Here is an 18,471-nt window from a genome sequence, read left to right as displayed (position 1 = left end):
GTTTTAAAATGAGGATTAAAAAAACTACAATTAAAGTCTTCGATATGACTTGTAGTTCCTGCGAGCAAAAAATCAAAAAAGAAATCCAAAAACTTCCTGGCCTTATTTGGATTAGAATCAATTTTGCTAAAAGCCTAGTAGAAGTTCAATATGACTCTCAATTATGTAGCGAGAAAAAACTTATAGAATCTATAGAGAAATGCGGGTATAGTACTAAAAGAAATAATTTCTCTAGTATAATTGGAATATTAATAGTAGTATTAATAATTTTCTTTTTAGTAATATTTTTAGGGTTAGTTAAAGAACCTAAAAACAATATAAATATTTCTAAACCCATTATGGAAAATGGAGTTCAAGTAATAAAAATGAATGCAGACTACAGTGGATATTCACCTAATGCATTTTATGTTCAAAAAAACATTCCGGTAAAATTAATTATTGATGGCAAAAATCTTAACTACTGTAATAATGAAATAGTATTTTCATCAATAAATGTGGAGAGAAAACTTGAAAGCAGAGAAAACATAGTTGAATTTACTCCTGCAAATGGTGATATAAACTTCAGTTGTTGGATGGGAATGATAAGAGGCTATATTAAAGTAGTTGATGACATAAATGATACTAGTGATTTAAAAGCTTCTGATATAATACCTAATGATGTTGATTTATGAGGCTATTATATTTCTAAATAAAAAAGCATATAGTGCAAAGTAAGCCTTGCACTATATGCTTTTTCTACATCTTTAAATGAGGATTTTTAAATAGTTTCTATTTTTACAACATCATATCCTGCATCTTCTATAGCAGCTTTTATATCTTCTTCAGTAGAGTTGTTGTTAAATTCTACTGTTGCATATTTTCCCTCTAAATTTACTTCAATATTTTCTCCACCTATATCTTCTAGTGCTCCTTCTACGTGATTAACACAATGTCCACAGCTCATTCCTTCAATTAATATTTTCTTTTTCATAATACTATCTCCCTCCAATATATTCTTTAATATTAAATAATTTTATGGTTTGAAAATTTATAAAGTTTTTAATTATTTATTTGGAGTCTTCTTTACATTGTTGCTTTTATTTATATTACAACAATCTAATTTTTCTCCTGTTCCAAAGGTCTTGCTATTCTCCTCAGCAAGTTTTTTTATAAACTTCTTTATTATGTTTTTCATATTTTAATCCTTTTATTTATCTATTAGTTTTTGCAATACTCCCATTATTTCATCTATCTTTTCCTCTCCTGAATCATGAAGAAAGGCATCTTTTACACAGTGATTTAAATGTTGTTTTAGTATGTGCATATTTGCTTTTTTTAGTAAGGATTGAACAGCAATAATTTGATTAGATACATCTATACAATATCTTTCCTCTTCTATCATCTTAATTATGCCTTCTATTTGTCCTTTAGATATTTTTAAAGACTGTAAAGCTTTTTGTTTTTCTGAATTCATACTTCTCACCCTCCATACCCCCCCGCAGTAAGGGGATTATTTATATTATAAAACAGTTGAAAATAAATTGCAACTGTTTTATTAAATTTATACTATAATTTAGTTTTATTAATAAGTTTTATAATACAATTTTGTATAAATATATTATTGAAAAATTATATTTTTTTAAAATTTATAGAGATTTTAGTTCCTCTATCTACATCGCTCTCAACCTTTATCCAAGCTGAGTGAAAGGTCAATATGTTTTTTACTATAGCCAACCCGATTCCGCTGCCCTCTATTTTATTTCTACTCTTATCTCCCCTATACAACCTTTCAAAAACAAAGGGTAAATCTTCTTTTTTTATACCTACTCCATTATCTATTACTTCTACTACTATATTTTCTTTTGTTTCTTCAATATTAATCCAAACTTTTCCGCCCTCTTCTACAAACTTTAGACTATTAGAAATCAGGTTAATAAATACTTGCTTTAAACTATTTTCATCTCCTGATATGAAATATTCTTTATCATCATTATCAAAATTTATAGTTACACCTTTCTCCTTAGAAGTTACTTTAAAATCTTGTATAACAGCTGAGATAATTTTATTTAAAGAAATCTTTTGAAAGTCCAAATTAATATCTTTCCCTTCCATTTCTTTAAGTACATTTAGATTATCTAATAGTTTGCTAAATCTTATAACCTCGTCGTTGAGTCCAGATAATGTATCATCATTTATAGGAATTATACCGTCCATCATTGCTTCTAAATTGTTTTGCAATATATTAAGTGGTGTTCGTACTTCATGAGATATATCAGAAACTAATCTTTTTCTTAACGCATCTTGATTCTTCAGCTTTTCTTTTAAGCCTTCTATACTACTTTGAAGATTATTAATTTCAATTATATTACTTTCATTATTTGATTCTACATCATAGTTTCCTCTAGATAATTCCACTGAAATATCGGATACCTTTTTTATAGGTTTAGAAAAATCCTTAGAAAGATAAATACTTATTATTATAGTAATTATTACCGCAAATATTAATGAAATAAAAATGCCCTCATTTATTCGATTTTTAAATTTAATGTCTTCTTCAGATAACAATAGTGAAGAATACTGACCTATAGATACATAGCCCACTACCTTGCCCTTATCCGTTATTTCGTAAGTATCTGTAGTATAAACCCCTTTATTTTGCCCCATCATATTTTCCATATGTATTCTAGCCTTAATTTCATCTGGATTCATACTCCAAATAATATTTTTATTCTCATCCATAAGAGTTAGACAATAGTTGCTCATATAGGCTTCATGTACTAATTCTTCCCCTGAATTTTTCTTCCACTGCTTATCTTTTTTATATACTTGTTGAAAATATTGAATTATTCTCTCGTCTCTTTTGTTTTGAAGATCCTCCATATAATCTTTAAAAGTATTGTTTATGGTGGAATTCACAAAGAAAGCTGATATTATCAATGTAGTTAGAGAGGATATCAGAAAAAACATTAATATTTTTTTTCTTATACTGTACATCAGTTATCACCACTAAATTTATAGCCAACTCTTGTCACTGTAATAATGTATTTAGGATTTCTACTATCTTTCTCTATCTTTTTCCTTATATTTTTTATATGCACATCTACAGTTCTGTCAAATCCATCAAAATCCGAATGAAACACTGAGTCTATAAGCATTTCCCTTGTGAATACCTTTCCTTTATTTGAAGCTAGGGTATATAAAATATCAAATTCATTTGGAGTTAAGTTCACTTCAACCTCTTTTACCTTAACTACTCTTTCATCCTTATATATCTTTAAATTCCCTCCATCAAAGCTTAGTAAGGAACTTTTATCTTTGTTTATCCTTCTAAAAAGGGCATTTACTCTTGCAGTTAGCTCTCTTGGGCTTAGTGGCTTAACTAAATACTCATCAGCACCAATGTTTAACCCTTCTATTTTATCTCCTAACTCAGCTTTAGCTGTGAGCATAAAGATGTGCACCTTTGAAATCAGTCTTATTTTTTTGCATATTTCCTCTCCATCTATGTCTGGTAACATTAAATCTAATAATATTAAATCAAAATCTATTTTTTTGAATAGTTCTAAACCTTCTATTCCAGTAGTTGCTCCCCAAACATTATAGCCTTCTTTTTCTAGGTAAGCCTTTATTACATCTAACACTTTTCTTTCATCTTCAATAATAAGTATGTTCCCCATATACCCACCTCTTTTTGAAATATTACTTTATTCAAAAAGCACATAGCGAAGACATATTTTTTGCAAAAACGTCTTAAACACTATATGCTTATACTTATTTTATAACATTACAATATAATTATAAAGAAAATATGAAGATTAAATCATATTCTATTGAATAACTTCAGTATTTTCAATAGCATCTTTAACAAGATCTTCAATATCTAACACACTCTCTGATTTTTCAATAACTGATAAAACAGGTTTTGTTTTAGGATGTTTAGGGACAAATATTGTGCAACAATCTTCATAAGGAAGTATGGAAGTTTCATATGCTCCAATTTGTCTAGAAATATTCATAATCTCTTCCTTATCCATTGATATTAATGGTCTAAATACCGGTCTATCTCCTACAGCATTTGTAACAACTAAACTTTCCATAGTCTGACTAGCAACTTGCCCTATACTCTCACCTGTAGTAACGGAACTTATGTTATGAATGCTTGCAAGCCCACAAGCAATTCTCATCATAAATCTTCTCATTATAATAGTAAGCTCATCTTCCCTACACTTATCCATGATCTCCATTTGTATTTTTGTAAAAGGTACTATGTACAGTTTTGTATTGCCTGTATAAGACTTTAAAATCTCATTTAATGTTATAACTTTTTCTTTCGCCCTTTCACTAGTATAAGGATGACTATGGAAATATACACAATGTAACTCTACTCCGCGTTTTCCCATCATATAACCTGCCACAGGTGAATCTATTCCTCCCGATAACATAAGAAGAGTACTTCCGTTGGTTCCGTAAGGCATACCCCCAACACCTTTTATCTTCTTAGAGTAGATATATGCCCCTTTTTCTCTTACTTCTACATTGATGAACACATCTGGATTTTTAACATCAACTTTTAAATCTCCCCTATGTTTTAATATGAACGCTCCTACTTCTCTACTTATCTCCATTGAATTTTTAGGGAATTTTTTATTTGCTCTATTTGTTTCAACCTTAAAAGTTTTGTAATCTCCTTCTTCTATTTCTTTTAAAGCTTGATGACATATATCTTCAAAGGAAAGGTTGACTTCCTTTACCATGCATACCTCTTGCACACCAAAAACTTTTGTTACTCTTTTTGCTAACTCATCTATATCCTCTGAATACAAAAACCATCTTCCACTATCTATGACAAATCTATGATCTACTCCTTTTAATACTCTTCTAATATTATCTTTTAATGTTTTTTCAAACTTGTTTCTATTTAAGCCTTTTAGAAATATTTCTGGGCTGTATTTTATTAGCAATAGCTTCTTCATTATTTACCCCTCCTCAAAAATTTTAGAGAATCTTTAAGACTGTTTACTGTATAATCTATTTCTTCTATTGTATTCCATTCAGAAAAACTAAACCTTATGGTTCCCTTTATTTCACTATCGTTTAATCCTATAGATCTTAGCACATGGCTATCTTTTGTATCTTTAGCTGAACAAGCAGAACCTGTAGAAACATAAATACCACTACTATCCAACGCTCTAAGTAGAACTTCACCCCTAACTCCCATAAAAGAAAGGCTTAGGATATATGGTGAAAAATCTTTTTCTAATGGGCTATTAATTCTTACATCTTTAAAATCTTTAATTTGCTCTATAAAATAATTTTTTATATCATAAATTTTATTATAATTTTTCTCCATAGAACTATGAATTATCCTTGCTGCTTCACTAAAACCTACTATGGCAGGAAGATTTTCTGTACCTGATCGAAAATTTCTCTCTTGCCCCCCTCCAGAGATTAAAGGTTTTGGCATTAATCCTTTTTTTATATAGACAAAACCTACACCTCTTGGTCCATGTATTTTGTGGCCACTAGCTGAAAATGCATCTACATTGAACTCTTTAACATCTATTTTAAATTTCCCGTAGCTCTGTACTCCATCTACATGAAATTTTGCTCTACCACTCTTTTCTTTAATAATTTTTCCAATGGAAGCAATGTCTTGTATACTTCCTATTTCATTATTTACATGCATAATGGTTACTAAATGAGTATCCTTATCTAGTGCCTTTTCTAACTCTTCTAAATTTACCATTCCTTTTTCGTTTACATTTAATACTTTAATCTCAATACCTTCTTTCTCTAACTCTTTTAAAGTATTAAATACACTAGGATGCTCTATATTTGTGGTTATTACATTGCCTCCTTCCTTTACAAGTCCTTTGATAATAAAATTATTGCTCTCACTTCCACCTGATGTAAATATTATTTCTTCTTTATTACAATTTATAGTATTCCCAATTATTGCTCTACTATCGTTTAAGAATCTTTCAGCTTTAATTCCGAAACTATGAGCTGAGGATGGATTACCATAATAATCTCTCATAACTTCACTGATTCTTTCTATTACTTCATCATAAGGTTTTGTGGTGGCACTATTATCTAAATATATTTCCATTTTATCACCCCTAAATATCTTAAAAAACATACAATGCTATAGATTATAACACTGTATGTTTTAATTTTCTAGTAAATTAGTGCACTTTTAATCTAGAGGCCACCTATCTTCTTTTGCTTTTTCAATTCTTTCTTTATGGACAATTCTATAATCTAGCTTTTCATCTGTTCCAAAAGTTTCAATATTTGTCTTTCTTATCTTATTTATGAATTCTTTCATATAGTTCCTTCTCATAAAACCACCTCATTTAAATTATATTTATATATTTATTATTGACTTTACAGTGTATTTCATTCTATGATATATTACGAATTATATTATGTAGATAAAAGAAGCGAGGTAAATAAAATGATTCAACATTTGTTTTCAAGAACAGAGCTTTTAATTGGTAAAGAATCCTTAGAAAAACTTAAAAATAGTACCGTAGTAGTTTTTGGAATCGGTGGAGTAGGAAGTTTTGCAACGGAAGCTTTAGTTAGAAGTGGTGTAGGACATTTAGTTCTAATTGATGATGATACAGTATGCTTAACAAATATAAACAGACAAATAATTGCTGATTATAGCACTTTAGGAAAGCCTAAGGTTGCAGTGATGAAAGAGAGAATAGAAAAAATCAATCCAAAATGTAAAGTAACAATACATCAAACCTTTGTAAAAGATGACAATATAGAAAGTATAATTCCAAAAGATGCAGATTATGTTATAGATGCAATAGATACAGTTTCCTCTAAAATAGCTCTAATAATTTGGTGTAAAAATAATAATATACCAATAATTAGTTCTATGGGAACAGGTAATAAATTAGATCCAACTAAATTTAAGATAGAGGATATTTATAAAACTAAAATATGTCCTTTAGCCAAAGTAATGAGATATGAATTAAGGAAACGTGGAGTGGATGGATTAAAAGTTCTTTATTCAGAAGAAACACCTTCTAAACCTAAATTAGATGAAATAATCACTTGCAAGGAAGGTTGCGTCTGTTCAAATGGTAGTAAAAAATGTACAGTTAAAAGACAAATTCCTGCAAGCATTTCCTTTGTTCCTCCTGTAGCTGGAATGATTATAGGCGGAGAAGTTATTAAAGATATAATGAAATAGATTACTAGTTGATTGCATTATAGTTGAGAATTGATAGTTTAAAAGGGATTTGTAAAATCCCTTTTTTTAATCCATGTATCCTTGAAGTAGTTTCATTCTATTAGGATGTCTTAATTTTCTTATTGCATTTGCTTCTATTTGTCTTATCCTTTCTCTAGTTAAGTTAAACTCTCTTCCTATTTCTTCTAATGTTCTAATTTCTCCATCTTCTAATAGACCATATCTAAGTCTTACAATCCTCTCTTCCCTAGGTGAAAGAGTTCCTAAAGCACTGGTAATTACATCTCCAAGCATTGAAGATATAACATTTTCCTCTGGAGCATAGCTATCATCTGCAATAAAATTTTCTAAAAATGTATCCTCATTGTCTCCCACAGGAGTTTCTAATGATATAGGTTCTCTACAGATACTATATATCTGCTTTATTTTTTGAAGAGGTATTTGTAGTTCCTCTGCTACTTCTTCTTCCGATGGTTCTCTATCTAACTTTTGTTCTAATTTTTTTTGTGTTTTTATAACTTTGCTTGCTATTTCGTTCATATGTACTGGTATTCTTATTGTCCTTGATTGGTCCGCAATAGCTCTTGTTACAGCCTGTTTTATCCACCAAGTAGCGTAAGTACTAAACCTATATCCTTTTTTATAATCAAATTTTTCAACTGCCTTCATAAGTCCAATGTTTCCTTCTTGGACTAAATCTAGTAAGCTCAAGCCTTTACCTACATACCTTTTTGCAATGCTTACTACTAATCTTAAATTTGATTCAATTAACCTATCCTTAGCTAACTGATCTCCTTCTTCTATTTTTTTAGCTAATTCAATTTCCTCTTCTTGGTTTAATAATTCTTCTTTTCCTATCTCTTTTAAATAAATATTTATATAATCTTCTATATTATTAAATTCTTTCATGTTCAATAACATCACCCTTACATAATAATGATTAAAATACCCAATATTAATACTTCCATATACAGAAGCATTATCCTTCTAAATTAAATAAAATTAAAGAAATTGTAACAATTTATTCAACTTTTATACAATAACTTTAATTATGGAAAATTAAAAATATAAAACTGTAGCTTTTTGCAAGTTTTGCTACAGTTTTACTTAATCTACTATTGAGTATTAATCATTATATCCATCTGGATGGTTCTTATACCAATTCCATGCTGTATTGATAATTGTTTCTATGGAATTAAACTCTGGTATCCAACCTAACTCATCTATAATTTTTTTTGAAGATGCAACTAACACCGCTGGATCTCCTTTTCTTCTCTCAGCGATTTCAGCCTTTATAGGCTCACCAGTGACTTTTCTTGCTACTTCAATTACTTCCTTTACTGAGAAACCTTGTCCATTTCCTAGGTTATATATTCTACTATCTCCACCTTTTCTTAACCTATCTAGCGCTAGGGAGTGAGCCTTAGCTAAATCCATAACATGTATGTAGTCTCTTATACAAGTACCATCCTTCGTTGGGTAATCCTCTCCAAAGATTGTAATAGCCTCTCTTTTTCCTAGAGCTACTTGAAGTATGATTGGAATTAGGTGGGTTTCTGGTCTATGATCCTCACCTATTTTACCATTTATATGTGCACCAGCTGCATTAAAATATCTTAAAGCTGTATATTTTATCCCGTAAGCTTTGTCACACCACTTTAAAATCTTTTCTACAGCCAGCTTTGATTCTCCATAAGGATTTGTTGGTATAGTGTCATCCTCTTCTTTTATAGGTATATTTTTAGGCTCTCCATAGGTTGCAGCTGTTGATGAAAAGACTATGTGCTTAACTCCGTAATCTTTCATCACTTCTAAAAGATTGATTGTACCTGAAATATTGTTATTAAAATATTTTAAGGGCTCCAAAACACTTTCTCCAACTAAAGAATCTGCTGCAAAGTCGATAACTGAATCTATAGAATTCTCACTAAATATTTTGTTTAAAATAACCTTATCTCTTATATCACCTTCATAAACTCTTCCACCTAGCACAGCTTTTTTATGGCCTTTTTGAAAGTTATCTAAAACTACTACTTCCTCTCCCTTTTCAATCAATGCGGCTACCATATGGCTTCCAATGTAGCCAGCACCTCCACAAACAAGTACTGCCATAACATAACCTCCTTAAATAAATTTATTGTCATTTAATTTCAACATTCCTTTGCCCCTTCTCCTATACCACTCAGATAAAAACTTGGTTCACAGCCAATTTTTTTACTATAGTGCTCTTTTACATATTCTATAAACTCTGCAACTCTATATTGTTTTACTATAGCAATGGCACATCCACCAAAGCCAGCTCCTGTCATTCGAGCTCCTATACACCCTTCACATTTTAAGGCTAAATCCACTATAGTATCTAGCTCTTTACCAGTAACTTCATATAAATTCTTTAGAGACATATGAGACTCAATTAATAATTCTCCAAATTCCTCTACTTTCCCTTCATTTATTAATTCAAAGGCTTTTTTTACTCTGTGATTTTCGTATATTACATGTTCCACTCTTTTTTTAACATTTTCATTGAAGAATAAATCTTTAAAATTATTGTAATCTTCTATGTCTAACTGACAAAGATTTTCTACATTTTTAATATTTTTTATAATTTTTAACCCTTCTTCACATTCCATTCTTCTTTCATTATACTTTGATTCACTTAATGCTCTTCTTTTATTTGTATTCATAATTACTAGAGTAAAATCTCGTAATTCTATATAAGCATATTGATATTTTAGTGTATAGCAATCTAAAAGTATCCCTTTGTTTTTCCTCCCTATGCCTATAGCAAATTGATCCATTATACCACAATTTACTCCAACAAATTCATTTTCAGCCCTTTGACAAAGCTTTACTAGTTCTACTTTATCTATATTACCATTATTAAATAACTCATCTATAATAACCCCAGCTAACACTTCTACCGAGGCGGAGGAAGAAAGTCCTGCACCGTTTGGTATATTGCCGCTAATTAATATATCCATACCTCCCACATTATAGCCTTCTTCTCCAAATATTTTAATTACACCTTTGATATAATTTCCCCAATCATCTTCTGCTTCATAGACAATATTATCTATATCCACTTGAACCCTTTTAGGAAAATTCATAGAACATAAATTAATTTTTCTATCTTTTCTTTTTCTCACAAGTCCATAGGTTCCAAAATCTAATGCACAAGGAAAAACATATCCTCCATTATAATCAATATGCTCTCCTATTAAATTAACCCTCCCCGGAGAATGAAATATTCTGATTTCTCCATCTCCATAAAGCTTTATAAATCCATCTTTTAAGTAATCTAAATTCATTCCCTCACCCCTTATACTTAAACCCTATTTTTTTCATAAATCTTATGAATCCTTCTACTCCATCTTCGTCCCTCTTAAATACTCCTGCATGACTTAATATCTCTATAAACTTCTCTCCTATTTCTCTTTTTATAATTTCTTGTACATACTTATTTGTACATATATTTTCATCGTCTTTATATTTGGATATCATGTCCTCTATCCAAGAAAGATGCTTTCTCACATTTGAATGTTCATTTTCTCTGATTTTATTTAAGCTATCTACATCCCCCATTAATATATTTTCTATTTTCTTTAATTCCTCATTTAATCTACCTGGTAATACTGCTAGTCCCATAACTTCTATTAGCCCTATATTCTCTTTCTTTATATGATGTAAATAAGTATGAGGATGAAAAATCCCATAAGGATGTTTTTCATTAGTCCTATTATTACGCAATACTAAATCAATCTCATATTCCCCTATAGAATTTATTCTTCCTATAGGAGTAATTGTATTGTGTGGAATTTTTTCTTCTTGAATTATACTATCTTGAATTATAGTATAAGGTAATATTTCTAACTCCTCATCTTTGTATTCTCTCCAAATATTTAATATCTTATTTGAGAGGGCAATTAATTGTTTCTTATTTTTTGATGAAAGCCTTATTACTGACATAGGCCATTTTACAATGCCACTTTTAACATGAATAAATTCTTTATTTATAAAATTATATTCTATAGGAGCTTTTACCATAGGGAAAGTATGCTTTCCTCCTTGGTAATGTTCATGATTTAAAATGGATCCTCCTACAATAGGCAGGTCAGCATTAGAACCTATAAAATAATGTGGAAATTGATCAAGAAAATAAACTATTCTTTCAAAAGTTTTCTCAGTAATACTCATAGGTATATGACTCTCATAAAATAATATGGAATGTTCATTATAATATAAATATGGAGAATACTGTAAGTACCATTGTTCTTCTCCTAAGTTTATTGGAATTACTCTATGATTTTGTCTTCCAGGATGATTTATATGCCCTGCATATCCTACATTTTCTAAACATAAAAGGCATTTTGGGTAATTTGAATTTTCTTTCAATCTTGAAGCTGCAATATCTCTTGGATCTTTTTCAGGTTTAGATAAATTAATTGTGATTTCTATATCTCCATAAGGTGTATCTGCTTTCCAGTATAAATTTTTATTTGTTCTATCTACTCTTATATAATTTGAATCCTTTGATAGATTATAGTAATAATCGGTAGCTTGTTTAGCACCTTCAATATTATAAATACTATAAAATTTATTTACTATCTCTGATTGCCTTGGCATTAATATCCCCATTATTTTTGAATCTAATAAATCTCTATAAGTAATAGTATTTATTGGCAACAATTCACAGTGGCTAGCATAATCTAATATATTATTTAATATAGGAGTAGCGCTGTTAAAATTTTCACTTTCCAAAGCTTTATCATAAGGCTCATCTATATTCAATAAATCTAAAAGTGCATTTCTACTGCTAATAACATCCCATTTTTCTATTAATTTATGTTTTAAAGCATACTGTATTAAGAGTTCTACTTCCTTAGCTATATTCATTTTCTCCATAAAACTCCCCCTTTCTTAGAAAACCTTTTCTATTTTCCTATATTAATTGCGCGATTAACACGCAATATTTAAGTTATACCTTATCACAGCTTTCTCTGATTATCAAACTTGTGCCCATTATAATTATTTTTTTAGTTTTATTGTTTTTATCTATAATATCTAGTATTTCTAAGGCAGCTTTTTTCCCTATTTCTCTCATATTTAAATCCACAGAAGTCAATCTTGGATGACTCACGAAAGCTAATAAGGTATTATCAAATCCCATCACTGATAAATCTTTAGGTACTGTTAAGCCTAGTTCATTACATGCATTTATTACCCCTACTGCCATCAAGTCATTACACGCAAATATTGCTGTTGGTTTGCTTTTACCAAAGATTAAAGTTTTAATTTTTTCTTTAGTATTTTTAACAACCTCAATGGTATTTCCCATACCAACATTTAATATTTTTTTATATTTAAGCTTATCTTCCTTTATTATATCTAGATAAATCTTTTCTTTTATATCATAAGAATAACTTCTACTTCCTCTCACGAAAGCAATTTTTTCATGACCTAAACTTCTTAAATATTTAAAGGCTTCCATAGTTCCAGCCTTCTCGTCGTAGGATACAAAATTACAATCATATCCATCACTGCAACCATTAATTATAACTAAGGGCAAGGATTTTGATATATTTTCTAAATATCCACTATTTAAATTATTCACTGTTGGGTCTATTATAACTATTCCATCTACTCTTTTAGCTATCAACTCTTCAATTAAATTTCTCTCTTTTTTTTCATCGCCACCAGTATTGCTTAGTGATATACTATAGCCCACTTTATTAGTGACACTTTCAATAGACTCTACAATAGTTGGAAAAAATAAATTAGTTATACCTGGTACCACAACACCGATAACAGAGGATCTTCTTGTTATTAAACCTCTAGCCATCATATTAGGTTTATAATTTAATTTTTCTATGGCTCTTTCTATTCTTACTCTAGTTTCTTTTTTTACAGGATAATTATTATTTAAAACTCTAGATACCGTCGTTATAGAAACACCGGCTTCCCTAGCAACGTCTTTAATGGTTACAGTCATATACTCACCCTCTAATATTTTATAACATATATACTATATAATATATATTTTTCCCTGGTTTATCAAATGTTATTTAAAAGACTTCCCATTAACCATAAATGGAAAGTCTTAGACATACTTACCTCTTTGCTAAGTATTTACGTATGTCGAAAGCTACAGCACCTATGATTATTATTCCTTTTACCACCTGCTGCCAGTAGGCAGAAACCCCTAATATTACCAATCCATTATTTAAAACCTCAAATATTAATACTCCTGTTATTATACCGGATACCGTACCTATACCACCTGAAGTTGAAACCCCACCTATAGTTGCCGCTGCTATAGCGTCAAGCTCATACATATTTCCATAATTATTTGTGGCCCCACCAGTTCTAGCAGCCAATAAAGCTCCCGCTAATCCATAAAGCGCTCCTGCAAGAGCATAAACCTTTATCAACGTAAACTCAACATTTACTCCTGAAACCTCTGCTGCATTTGGGTTCCCCCCTATAGCATAAATATATTTTCCAAAACGTGTTTTATTTAATATAAACCATATTAAAAATATAACAACCGCAGCTATTAATACCGAATTAGGTATATTAAATGTTCTTCCCAATGCTAATTCTGTAAAGTCATTTCTAAGCCCTCCAATAGGTTGAGCATTAGTATAAATACACGCAGCACCGTATACAATAACCATCATTCCAAGAGTAGCTATAAATGGTGGAACTTTAAGATAGGCTATTACCACTCCATTTATTGAACCTATTATCATACCTATAGCCATAACAAACAAAATTACTATAAAAATGTTTAATTCTGGAGCATTTTTAAATAGTTTGTAGGCATAGTCAGGACGTTGAAGCAAGCTTGCAGAAATACAAGCAGTTAGCCCAACTACTCTACCTGACGAAAGGTCTGTTCCTCTAGTAATCAATATTCCTCCTACTCCTAAAGCGATTATTATACGAACCGAAGCGATAATAGATACATTAACAAGGTTATTTAAAGATAAAAAATTGCTATTTAATGCACCTATAGATAAACATAAGACTAAAAGTACTAAGTATATTGCATATTTGCTCGTATATTCTTTTATAGAATTTCCACTGATTTTTTTTGATTCTTCTGCCATATTTATCCCCTCCCTGACTAAGCGAATTTTGTAGCATATTTCATTATAAGTTCTTGATTAGCTTCCTTACCATCTATAATGCCACTTAATCTTCCTGAACACATTACCATAATCCTATCAGACATACCTATGAGTTCAGGCATTTCTGAAGATATCATAATAATGCTTTTACCTTCCTTTGCAAGGTCAGCAATTATGGAATATATCTCATATTTGGCACCTACGTCAATACCACGAGTAGGCTCGTCCAATATCAATATGTCTGGTTCTGTTAACAACCAACGAGAAAAAATTACCTTTTGTTGATTTCCTCCAGATAGATTTCTTATTAAAGTTTTAGCTGAAGGAGTTTTTATGTTAAGCATGTCTATGCTTTTATTCACTTCTTCCATGCCTTTCTTGCTATTTATAATAAAATTAAAATCCATGTAACGATTTAAATTTGCAATTATCGTGTTATTTTCTATGGAAAGCACCGGAAAAATACCCGTAGCTCTTCTCTCCTCTGTAAGTAGTGCTATGCCATATTTTTTAGCGTCAATTGGACTTTTTATCTTTACTTCCTTATTTGAAATATATACTTTACCACTAGTTATTCCTCTAAGTCCAAATATAGCTTCTACCAATTCTGTCCTTTGAGCCCCAACAAGCCCTCCTATTCCTAATATTTCTCCACGTCTTAGATCAAAAGTTATATCCTTAAAGGATTTAGAATTAATTGATGTGAAATTTTCTATCCTTATAATTACTTCACTTGGTTTATTTTCACGTGGGGGAAATCTATTAGTTAAATCTCTTCCAACCATCTTAGATATAATCATATCTGTGCTCATCTCTGATGAATTCCATGTGCCGATATACTTTCCATCTCTCATTATTGTAACTTCATCAGATATTTCTAAAATTTCTTCCATTTTATGAGATATATATATGATTGCAACGCCTTCAGCTTTTAGCTTTCGGATTATATTAAATAGGTGTGAAACTTCATTTTCTGTTAGGGATGATGTTGGTTCATCCATTACGATTACTTTTGATCTATAAGAAACAGCCTTAGCTATCTCAACACCTTGTATTTGAGATACTGAAAGTTTTGCTACTTGTATATCTGGCGTAATTTCTAATTGAAGCTCTTCTTGTAGTAATGCTAAAGTATCTTTATACATTTTTTTATGATCAACCATTTTAACTCCCATAAAATTCTTTACCGGAAATCTTCCTAACCAGATATTCTCCATTACGCTCCTATGAGGAACAGGATGAAGTTCTTGATGTATCATGGAGATTCCATTTTCCAATGCATCTTTTGCATTTTTGAATTGTACCCTTTTACCATCGAGAATAACTTCCCCTTCATCAGCCACATACATTCCAAAAAGACACTTCATTAAAGTTGATTTACCTGCTCCATTTTCCCCCATCAATGCATGTACTGTTCCAGGCTTTAATTTTAAACTTACATTGTCTAGAGCTTTTACACCGGGAAAGCTTTTAGAAATACTATGCATTTCTAAAATATATTCTTGTTCCATAGCCCACACCTCTTTTTCCCATGATAATTTAATATTAGGGAGTGTGTTAGCACTCCCTAAGTATTTATAAAATTATTTGAATTGACTAACGTTTTCCTTTGTCACAGGTTGATATGGAACCCATTTGTATTTTACATCAGTTATTCCTTCAACTGATTTTGATGGATCCTCACCCTTTACTAAAGAATAGGCTATGTCAACTACAGCTTTTCCTTGCCCTTTAGCATCATTTAATACTGTTCCTAACATTTCTCCAGCTTCAAGTGAATCAATTGCTGGTGCAGTAGCGTCAACCCCAACTACAGGAATTTTCTTATCTCCTTTAAAGTATCCTGCAGCTTTTAAAGCTTCTATAGCTCCTAAAGCCATATCGTCGTTATTTGCAAATACAGCTTCTATCTTATCACCATAATTTGATAACCAAGCAGCCATCTTTTCTTGGCCATTTACTCTTTGCCATAATCCTGTGTCACTAGCAAGTTTTTCTACTTTAGCTCCTGTTTCTTCTAAGGCCTTTATTGAATGTTCAGTACGCAATATAGCATCTTGATGTCCTGGCTCTCCTTCTAACATAACATATTGAATTTTTCCGTCCTTGTTTTTATCAGCAGCTGGATTATTCTTAAAATAATCTGCTATAATCTGACCTTGCATTGATCCTGATTCTTCAGCTTTTGCTCCAACATAATACATCTTATCCCACTTATCCATATCTTCTTTAACTGGCTCACGATTGAAAAATACTAATGGGATTCCAGCCTGTTTAGCTTTGTCTATTATTACAGAAGCTGCAGTACGGTCAACCATGTTAACGGCAATAACATCATATTTTTGTGCTATAAAAGTATCTACTTGGTCATTTTGATTAGCCTGTTGTCCTTGTCCATCAGCGAAATTTAAAGAAATCTTTTCTCCAGTAGCTTTTCCTTTTTCATCTGCTGTCTTTTCAATAGCTTGACGAACAGTAGAAATAAAAGTGTCGTCAAATTTATATAGTGCAACCCCTATTTTTATTTCTTTTCCCCCATTAGCATCTTTCCCAGCGTCCGTAGGCTTACTTCCACAACCTGAAAGCATTCCTACTGATAGAATTGTCGCAGCAACTAGTGAAATAATTTTTTTCATTTTTATACCCCCTTAATATTATGTATTTATAATATATTTTAAGAATAGAACATTAATTTTATTAAATTTCACTAATGCTCTATACTTTTTTTAATAATACATTAAAGGTAATTATGCTTTATTTTAGATATAGAAAACCTTTTCTTATTATATGAAATAAAAGGAAATACTTTTTTATCTTCATATTTCCTTTTTTCGTACAGCTTTTGAACCAGGTTTTAATTATGCAATTTATTCCCATGTAATCATTTTCATTTATAATTATATTATATATTTAATTTACATATTTGTCCATATTAAAATTAAGCTATATTTTACAAAATTCTAAAATTTTCATCTTTATAATTATATTCTGTAGTCAAAATTTCATATATTTTGTTTAATAATATCTCTTTATCCTGTGGAAGAGTACCCTTTAAAGCCACATAATTTGAAGCATGATTACTTCTAAATATGCAGTTTGTCACATAAGTATTTTGAAGCATAGTTTTTGTTTCCAACATAATTTCTTTAGGATTTAGCAGTGAAAACTCATCTTTAGATAACTTATCACGTAACTCAGTTCCATCTTCAATCATTAGTGTTAGTAGCCCTAAATAATCTGGGTCGATTGTTGATATAACTTCTGCAGATTCTAAAGCGTGTTTTTTCCAATTTTCTTTTCCACCTAGCCCTGATATAAGAGTCATAGAAAGTGGTATCTTACTCTCTTTTACCTTCTTACCTGCCATAATCATTTCTTCCTTGGTTACACCTTTATTAATTTCTTTTAGTATTTTTTCACTGCCACTTTCTAATCCCATATATATTATTCCTAGACCTAAATCTCTTAACTCAATTAATTCTTCTAAGGATTTATTTAACACATCCTTTGGAGTAGCATATATACCTATTCTATTACACTCTGGAAATAACTCTCTTATTTTATATAATATTTGCTTTAAATCCTCAGTCTTTAAACACAGTGCATCTCCATCTGCTAAAAAAATCTTTTCCACTCTGCTATAATAATTTCTTGCCTGGATTAAATCTTCTAATATTTCTTCTATTTTTCTGATTCTAAATTTTTTACCCTTATACATTCCGCAAAATGTACATTTATTATGAGCACATCCTATGGTTACTTGAACAATTAAACTATTAGCCTCACTAGGTGGTCTATAAACCACTCCCTCATACCTCATTAAAATCACTCCATAAATTATAATTCTTCATATTCCACATCTACAACTTTTTTATCCTCTAGTTCATCAGTAGTATTTATATGATGATAATAAGCACCTTGATTGCCCTCATTAACTCTATTACCTTTATTTTTAATTTTCCACATATCAATTCTTTTTTTCAAATATATCGCTCCCCATATTGCAACTATTATAGGTAACATCCATATAAAAAATTGAAACGCAATGACTATTACTCCTATAATTAATAATATTTTTATAAAATCCATATTAACCCCTTCTCCTAATGTGTAATTTAAATTTTATTTTGATTATAACACGAAAAAGCAATA

20 protein-coding genes are annotated in these 18,471 nt (G+C 30.3%); 2 read left to right on the top strand and 18 right to left on the bottom strand.

Going from position 1 to position 18,471, the window contains the following annotated elements; all coding sequences use genetic code 11:
* The first annotated feature begins 8 nt into the window (after positions 1 to 8).
* Positions 9 to 671 carry a cation transporter gene (locus KQI86_RS20515; protein ID WP_216439257.1) on the top strand — a complete coding sequence of 221 codons (663 nt, stop codon included), beginning with the start codon at positions 9 to 11 and terminating at the stop codon, positions 669 to 671.
* 86 nt (positions 672 to 757) lie between these two features.
* On the opposite strand, the gene KQI86_RS10675 is transcribed toward KQI86_RS20515, so the two are convergent.
* The 8 genes from KQI86_RS10675 to KQI86_RS20380 all read right to left on the bottom strand — a co-directional run bounded on the left by KQI86_RS10675 (position 758) and on the right by KQI86_RS20380 (position 6,307).
* Entirely contained in the window at positions 758 to 970 is a 213-nt protein-coding gene (locus tag KQI86_RS10675; protein ID WP_216439256.1) for a heavy-metal-associated domain-containing protein, read from the bottom strand.
* Positions 971 to 1,042: 72 nt separating this feature from the next.
* Positions 1,043 to 1,174: an LDCC motif putative metal-binding protein gene (locus KQI86_RS20385; protein WP_281417247.1), complete on the bottom strand. Its 132-nt coding sequence runs from the start codon at positions 1,172 to 1,174 to the stop codon at positions 1,043 to 1,045.
* A gap of 12 nt (positions 1,175 to 1,186) precedes the next feature.
* Entirely contained in the window at positions 1,187 to 1,453 is a 267-nt protein-coding gene (locus KQI86_RS10670) for a metal-sensing transcriptional repressor (protein ID WP_216439255.1), read from the bottom strand.
* A 155-nt stretch (positions 1,454 to 1,608) separates the two neighbouring features.
* Positions 1,609 to 2,973, bottom strand: coding sequence for a sensor histidine kinase (locus KQI86_RS10665; protein WP_216439253.1), 1,365 nt, complete (start codon positions 2,971 to 2,973; stop codon positions 1,609 to 1,611).
* Positions 2,973 to 3,656 (bottom strand): response regulator transcription factor, encoded by a 684-nt coding sequence (locus tag KQI86_RS10660; RefSeq protein ID WP_216439252.1) that lies wholly within the window; start codon positions 3,654 to 3,656, stop codon positions 2,973 to 2,975. Before KQI86_RS10660 ends, KQI86_RS10665 begins: the two co-directional genes overlap by 1 nt.
* A 150-nt stretch (positions 3,657 to 3,806) precedes the next feature.
* Positions 3,807 to 4,952 (bottom strand): tRNA uracil 4-sulfurtransferase ThiI, encoded by a 1,146-nt coding sequence (thiI, locus tag KQI86_RS10655; protein ID WP_216439251.1) that lies wholly within the window; start codon positions 4,950 to 4,952, stop codon positions 3,807 to 3,809.
* Positions 4,952 to 6,088: a cysteine desulfurase family protein gene (locus KQI86_RS10650; protein WP_216439250.1), complete on the bottom strand. Its 1,137-nt coding sequence runs from the start codon at positions 6,086 to 6,088 to the stop codon at positions 4,952 to 4,954. Before KQI86_RS10650 ends, thiI begins: the two co-directional genes overlap by 1 nt.
* A gap of 87 nt (positions 6,089 to 6,175) precedes the next feature.
* A complete protein-coding gene (locus KQI86_RS20380) occupies positions 6,176 to 6,307 on the bottom strand; it encodes a hypothetical protein (RefSeq protein WP_281417246.1) in 132 nt (43 codons plus the stop codon).
* 129 nt (positions 6,308 to 6,436) lie between these two features.
* On the opposite strand from KQI86_RS20380, the gene KQI86_RS10645 reads away from it, so the two are divergent.
* Positions 6,437 to 7,189 (top strand): tRNA threonylcarbamoyladenosine dehydratase, encoded by a 753-nt coding sequence (locus KQI86_RS10645; protein WP_216439249.1) that lies wholly within the window; start codon positions 6,437 to 6,439, stop codon positions 7,187 to 7,189.
* 66 nt (positions 7,190 to 7,255) lie between these two features.
* Here the strand turns inward: KQI86_RS10645 and KQI86_RS10640 are convergent, their stop codons facing one another.
* The 10 genes from KQI86_RS10640 to KQI86_RS10595 form a co-directional block, all read right to left on the bottom strand.
* Complete coding sequence (locus KQI86_RS10640; protein ID WP_216439248.1) at positions 7,256 to 8,110, bottom strand: sigma-70 family RNA polymerase sigma factor; 855 nt, start codon at positions 8,108 to 8,110, stop codon at positions 7,256 to 7,258.
* Between the two features lie 204 nt (positions 8,111 to 8,314).
* On the bottom strand, positions 8,315 to 9,301 hold the full coding sequence (gene galE, locus KQI86_RS10635; RefSeq protein ID WP_216439247.1) for a UDP-glucose 4-epimerase GalE: 987 nt from the start codon (positions 9,299 to 9,301) through the stop codon (positions 8,315 to 8,317).
* A 38-nt stretch (positions 9,302 to 9,339) separates the two neighbouring features.
* Positions 9,340 to 10,497, bottom strand: a complete 1,158-nt coding sequence (locus tag KQI86_RS10630) for a galactokinase (RefSeq protein ID WP_216439246.1) — start codon at positions 10,495 to 10,497, stop codon at positions 9,340 to 9,342.
* A gap of 4 nt (positions 10,498 to 10,501) precedes the next feature.
* Positions 10,502 to 12,091, bottom strand: coding sequence for a UDP-glucose--hexose-1-phosphate uridylyltransferase (locus tag KQI86_RS10625; protein ID WP_216439245.1), 1,590 nt, complete (start codon positions 12,089 to 12,091; stop codon positions 10,502 to 10,504).
* A gap of 73 nt (positions 12,092 to 12,164) precedes the next feature.
* Positions 12,165 to 13,178 (bottom strand): LacI family DNA-binding transcriptional regulator, encoded by a 1,014-nt coding sequence (locus KQI86_RS10620; protein ID WP_216439244.1) that lies wholly within the window; start codon positions 13,176 to 13,178, stop codon positions 12,165 to 12,167.
* A 118-nt stretch (positions 13,179 to 13,296) separates the two neighbouring features.
* A complete protein-coding gene (gene mglC / locus KQI86_RS10615; RefSeq protein WP_216439243.1) occupies positions 13,297 to 14,298 on the bottom strand; it encodes a galactose/methyl galactoside ABC transporter permease MglC in 1,002 nt (333 codons plus the stop codon).
* A 17-nt stretch (positions 14,299 to 14,315) separates the two neighbouring features.
* The gene (locus KQI86_RS10610) at positions 14,316 to 15,830 is read right to left on the bottom strand and encodes a sugar ABC transporter ATP-binding protein (RefSeq protein ID WP_216439242.1); all 1,515 of its coding nucleotides are present in this window, start codon (positions 15,828 to 15,830) and stop codon (positions 14,316 to 14,318) included.
* 72 nt (positions 15,831 to 15,902) lie between these two features.
* A complete protein-coding gene (locus tag KQI86_RS10605; RefSeq protein ID WP_216439241.1) occupies positions 15,903 to 16,955 on the bottom strand; it encodes a galactose ABC transporter substrate-binding protein in 1,053 nt (350 codons plus the stop codon).
* Between the two features lie 314 nt (positions 16,956 to 17,269).
* Positions 17,270 to 18,139, bottom strand: a complete 870-nt coding sequence (locus KQI86_RS10600) for a radical SAM protein (protein WP_216439240.1) — start codon at positions 18,137 to 18,139, stop codon at positions 17,270 to 17,272.
* 17 nt (positions 18,140 to 18,156) lie between these two features.
* The gene (locus tag KQI86_RS10595; RefSeq protein ID WP_216439239.1) at positions 18,157 to 18,408 is read right to left on the bottom strand and encodes a hypothetical protein; all 252 of its coding nucleotides are present in this window, start codon (positions 18,406 to 18,408) and stop codon (positions 18,157 to 18,159) included.
* Positions 18,409 to 18,471 lie beyond the last annotated feature (63 nt).

Origin of the sequence: Clostridium mobile (assembly GCF_018918285.1) — a bacterium.
In the GTDB taxonomy this organism is placed as follows: Bacteria; Bacillota; Clostridia; order Clostridiales; family Clostridiaceae; genus Clostridium_AW; species Clostridium_AW mobile.
Note: the sequence above shows the minus strand (reverse complement) of the source record. Positions and strands in the feature narration are given on the sequence as shown.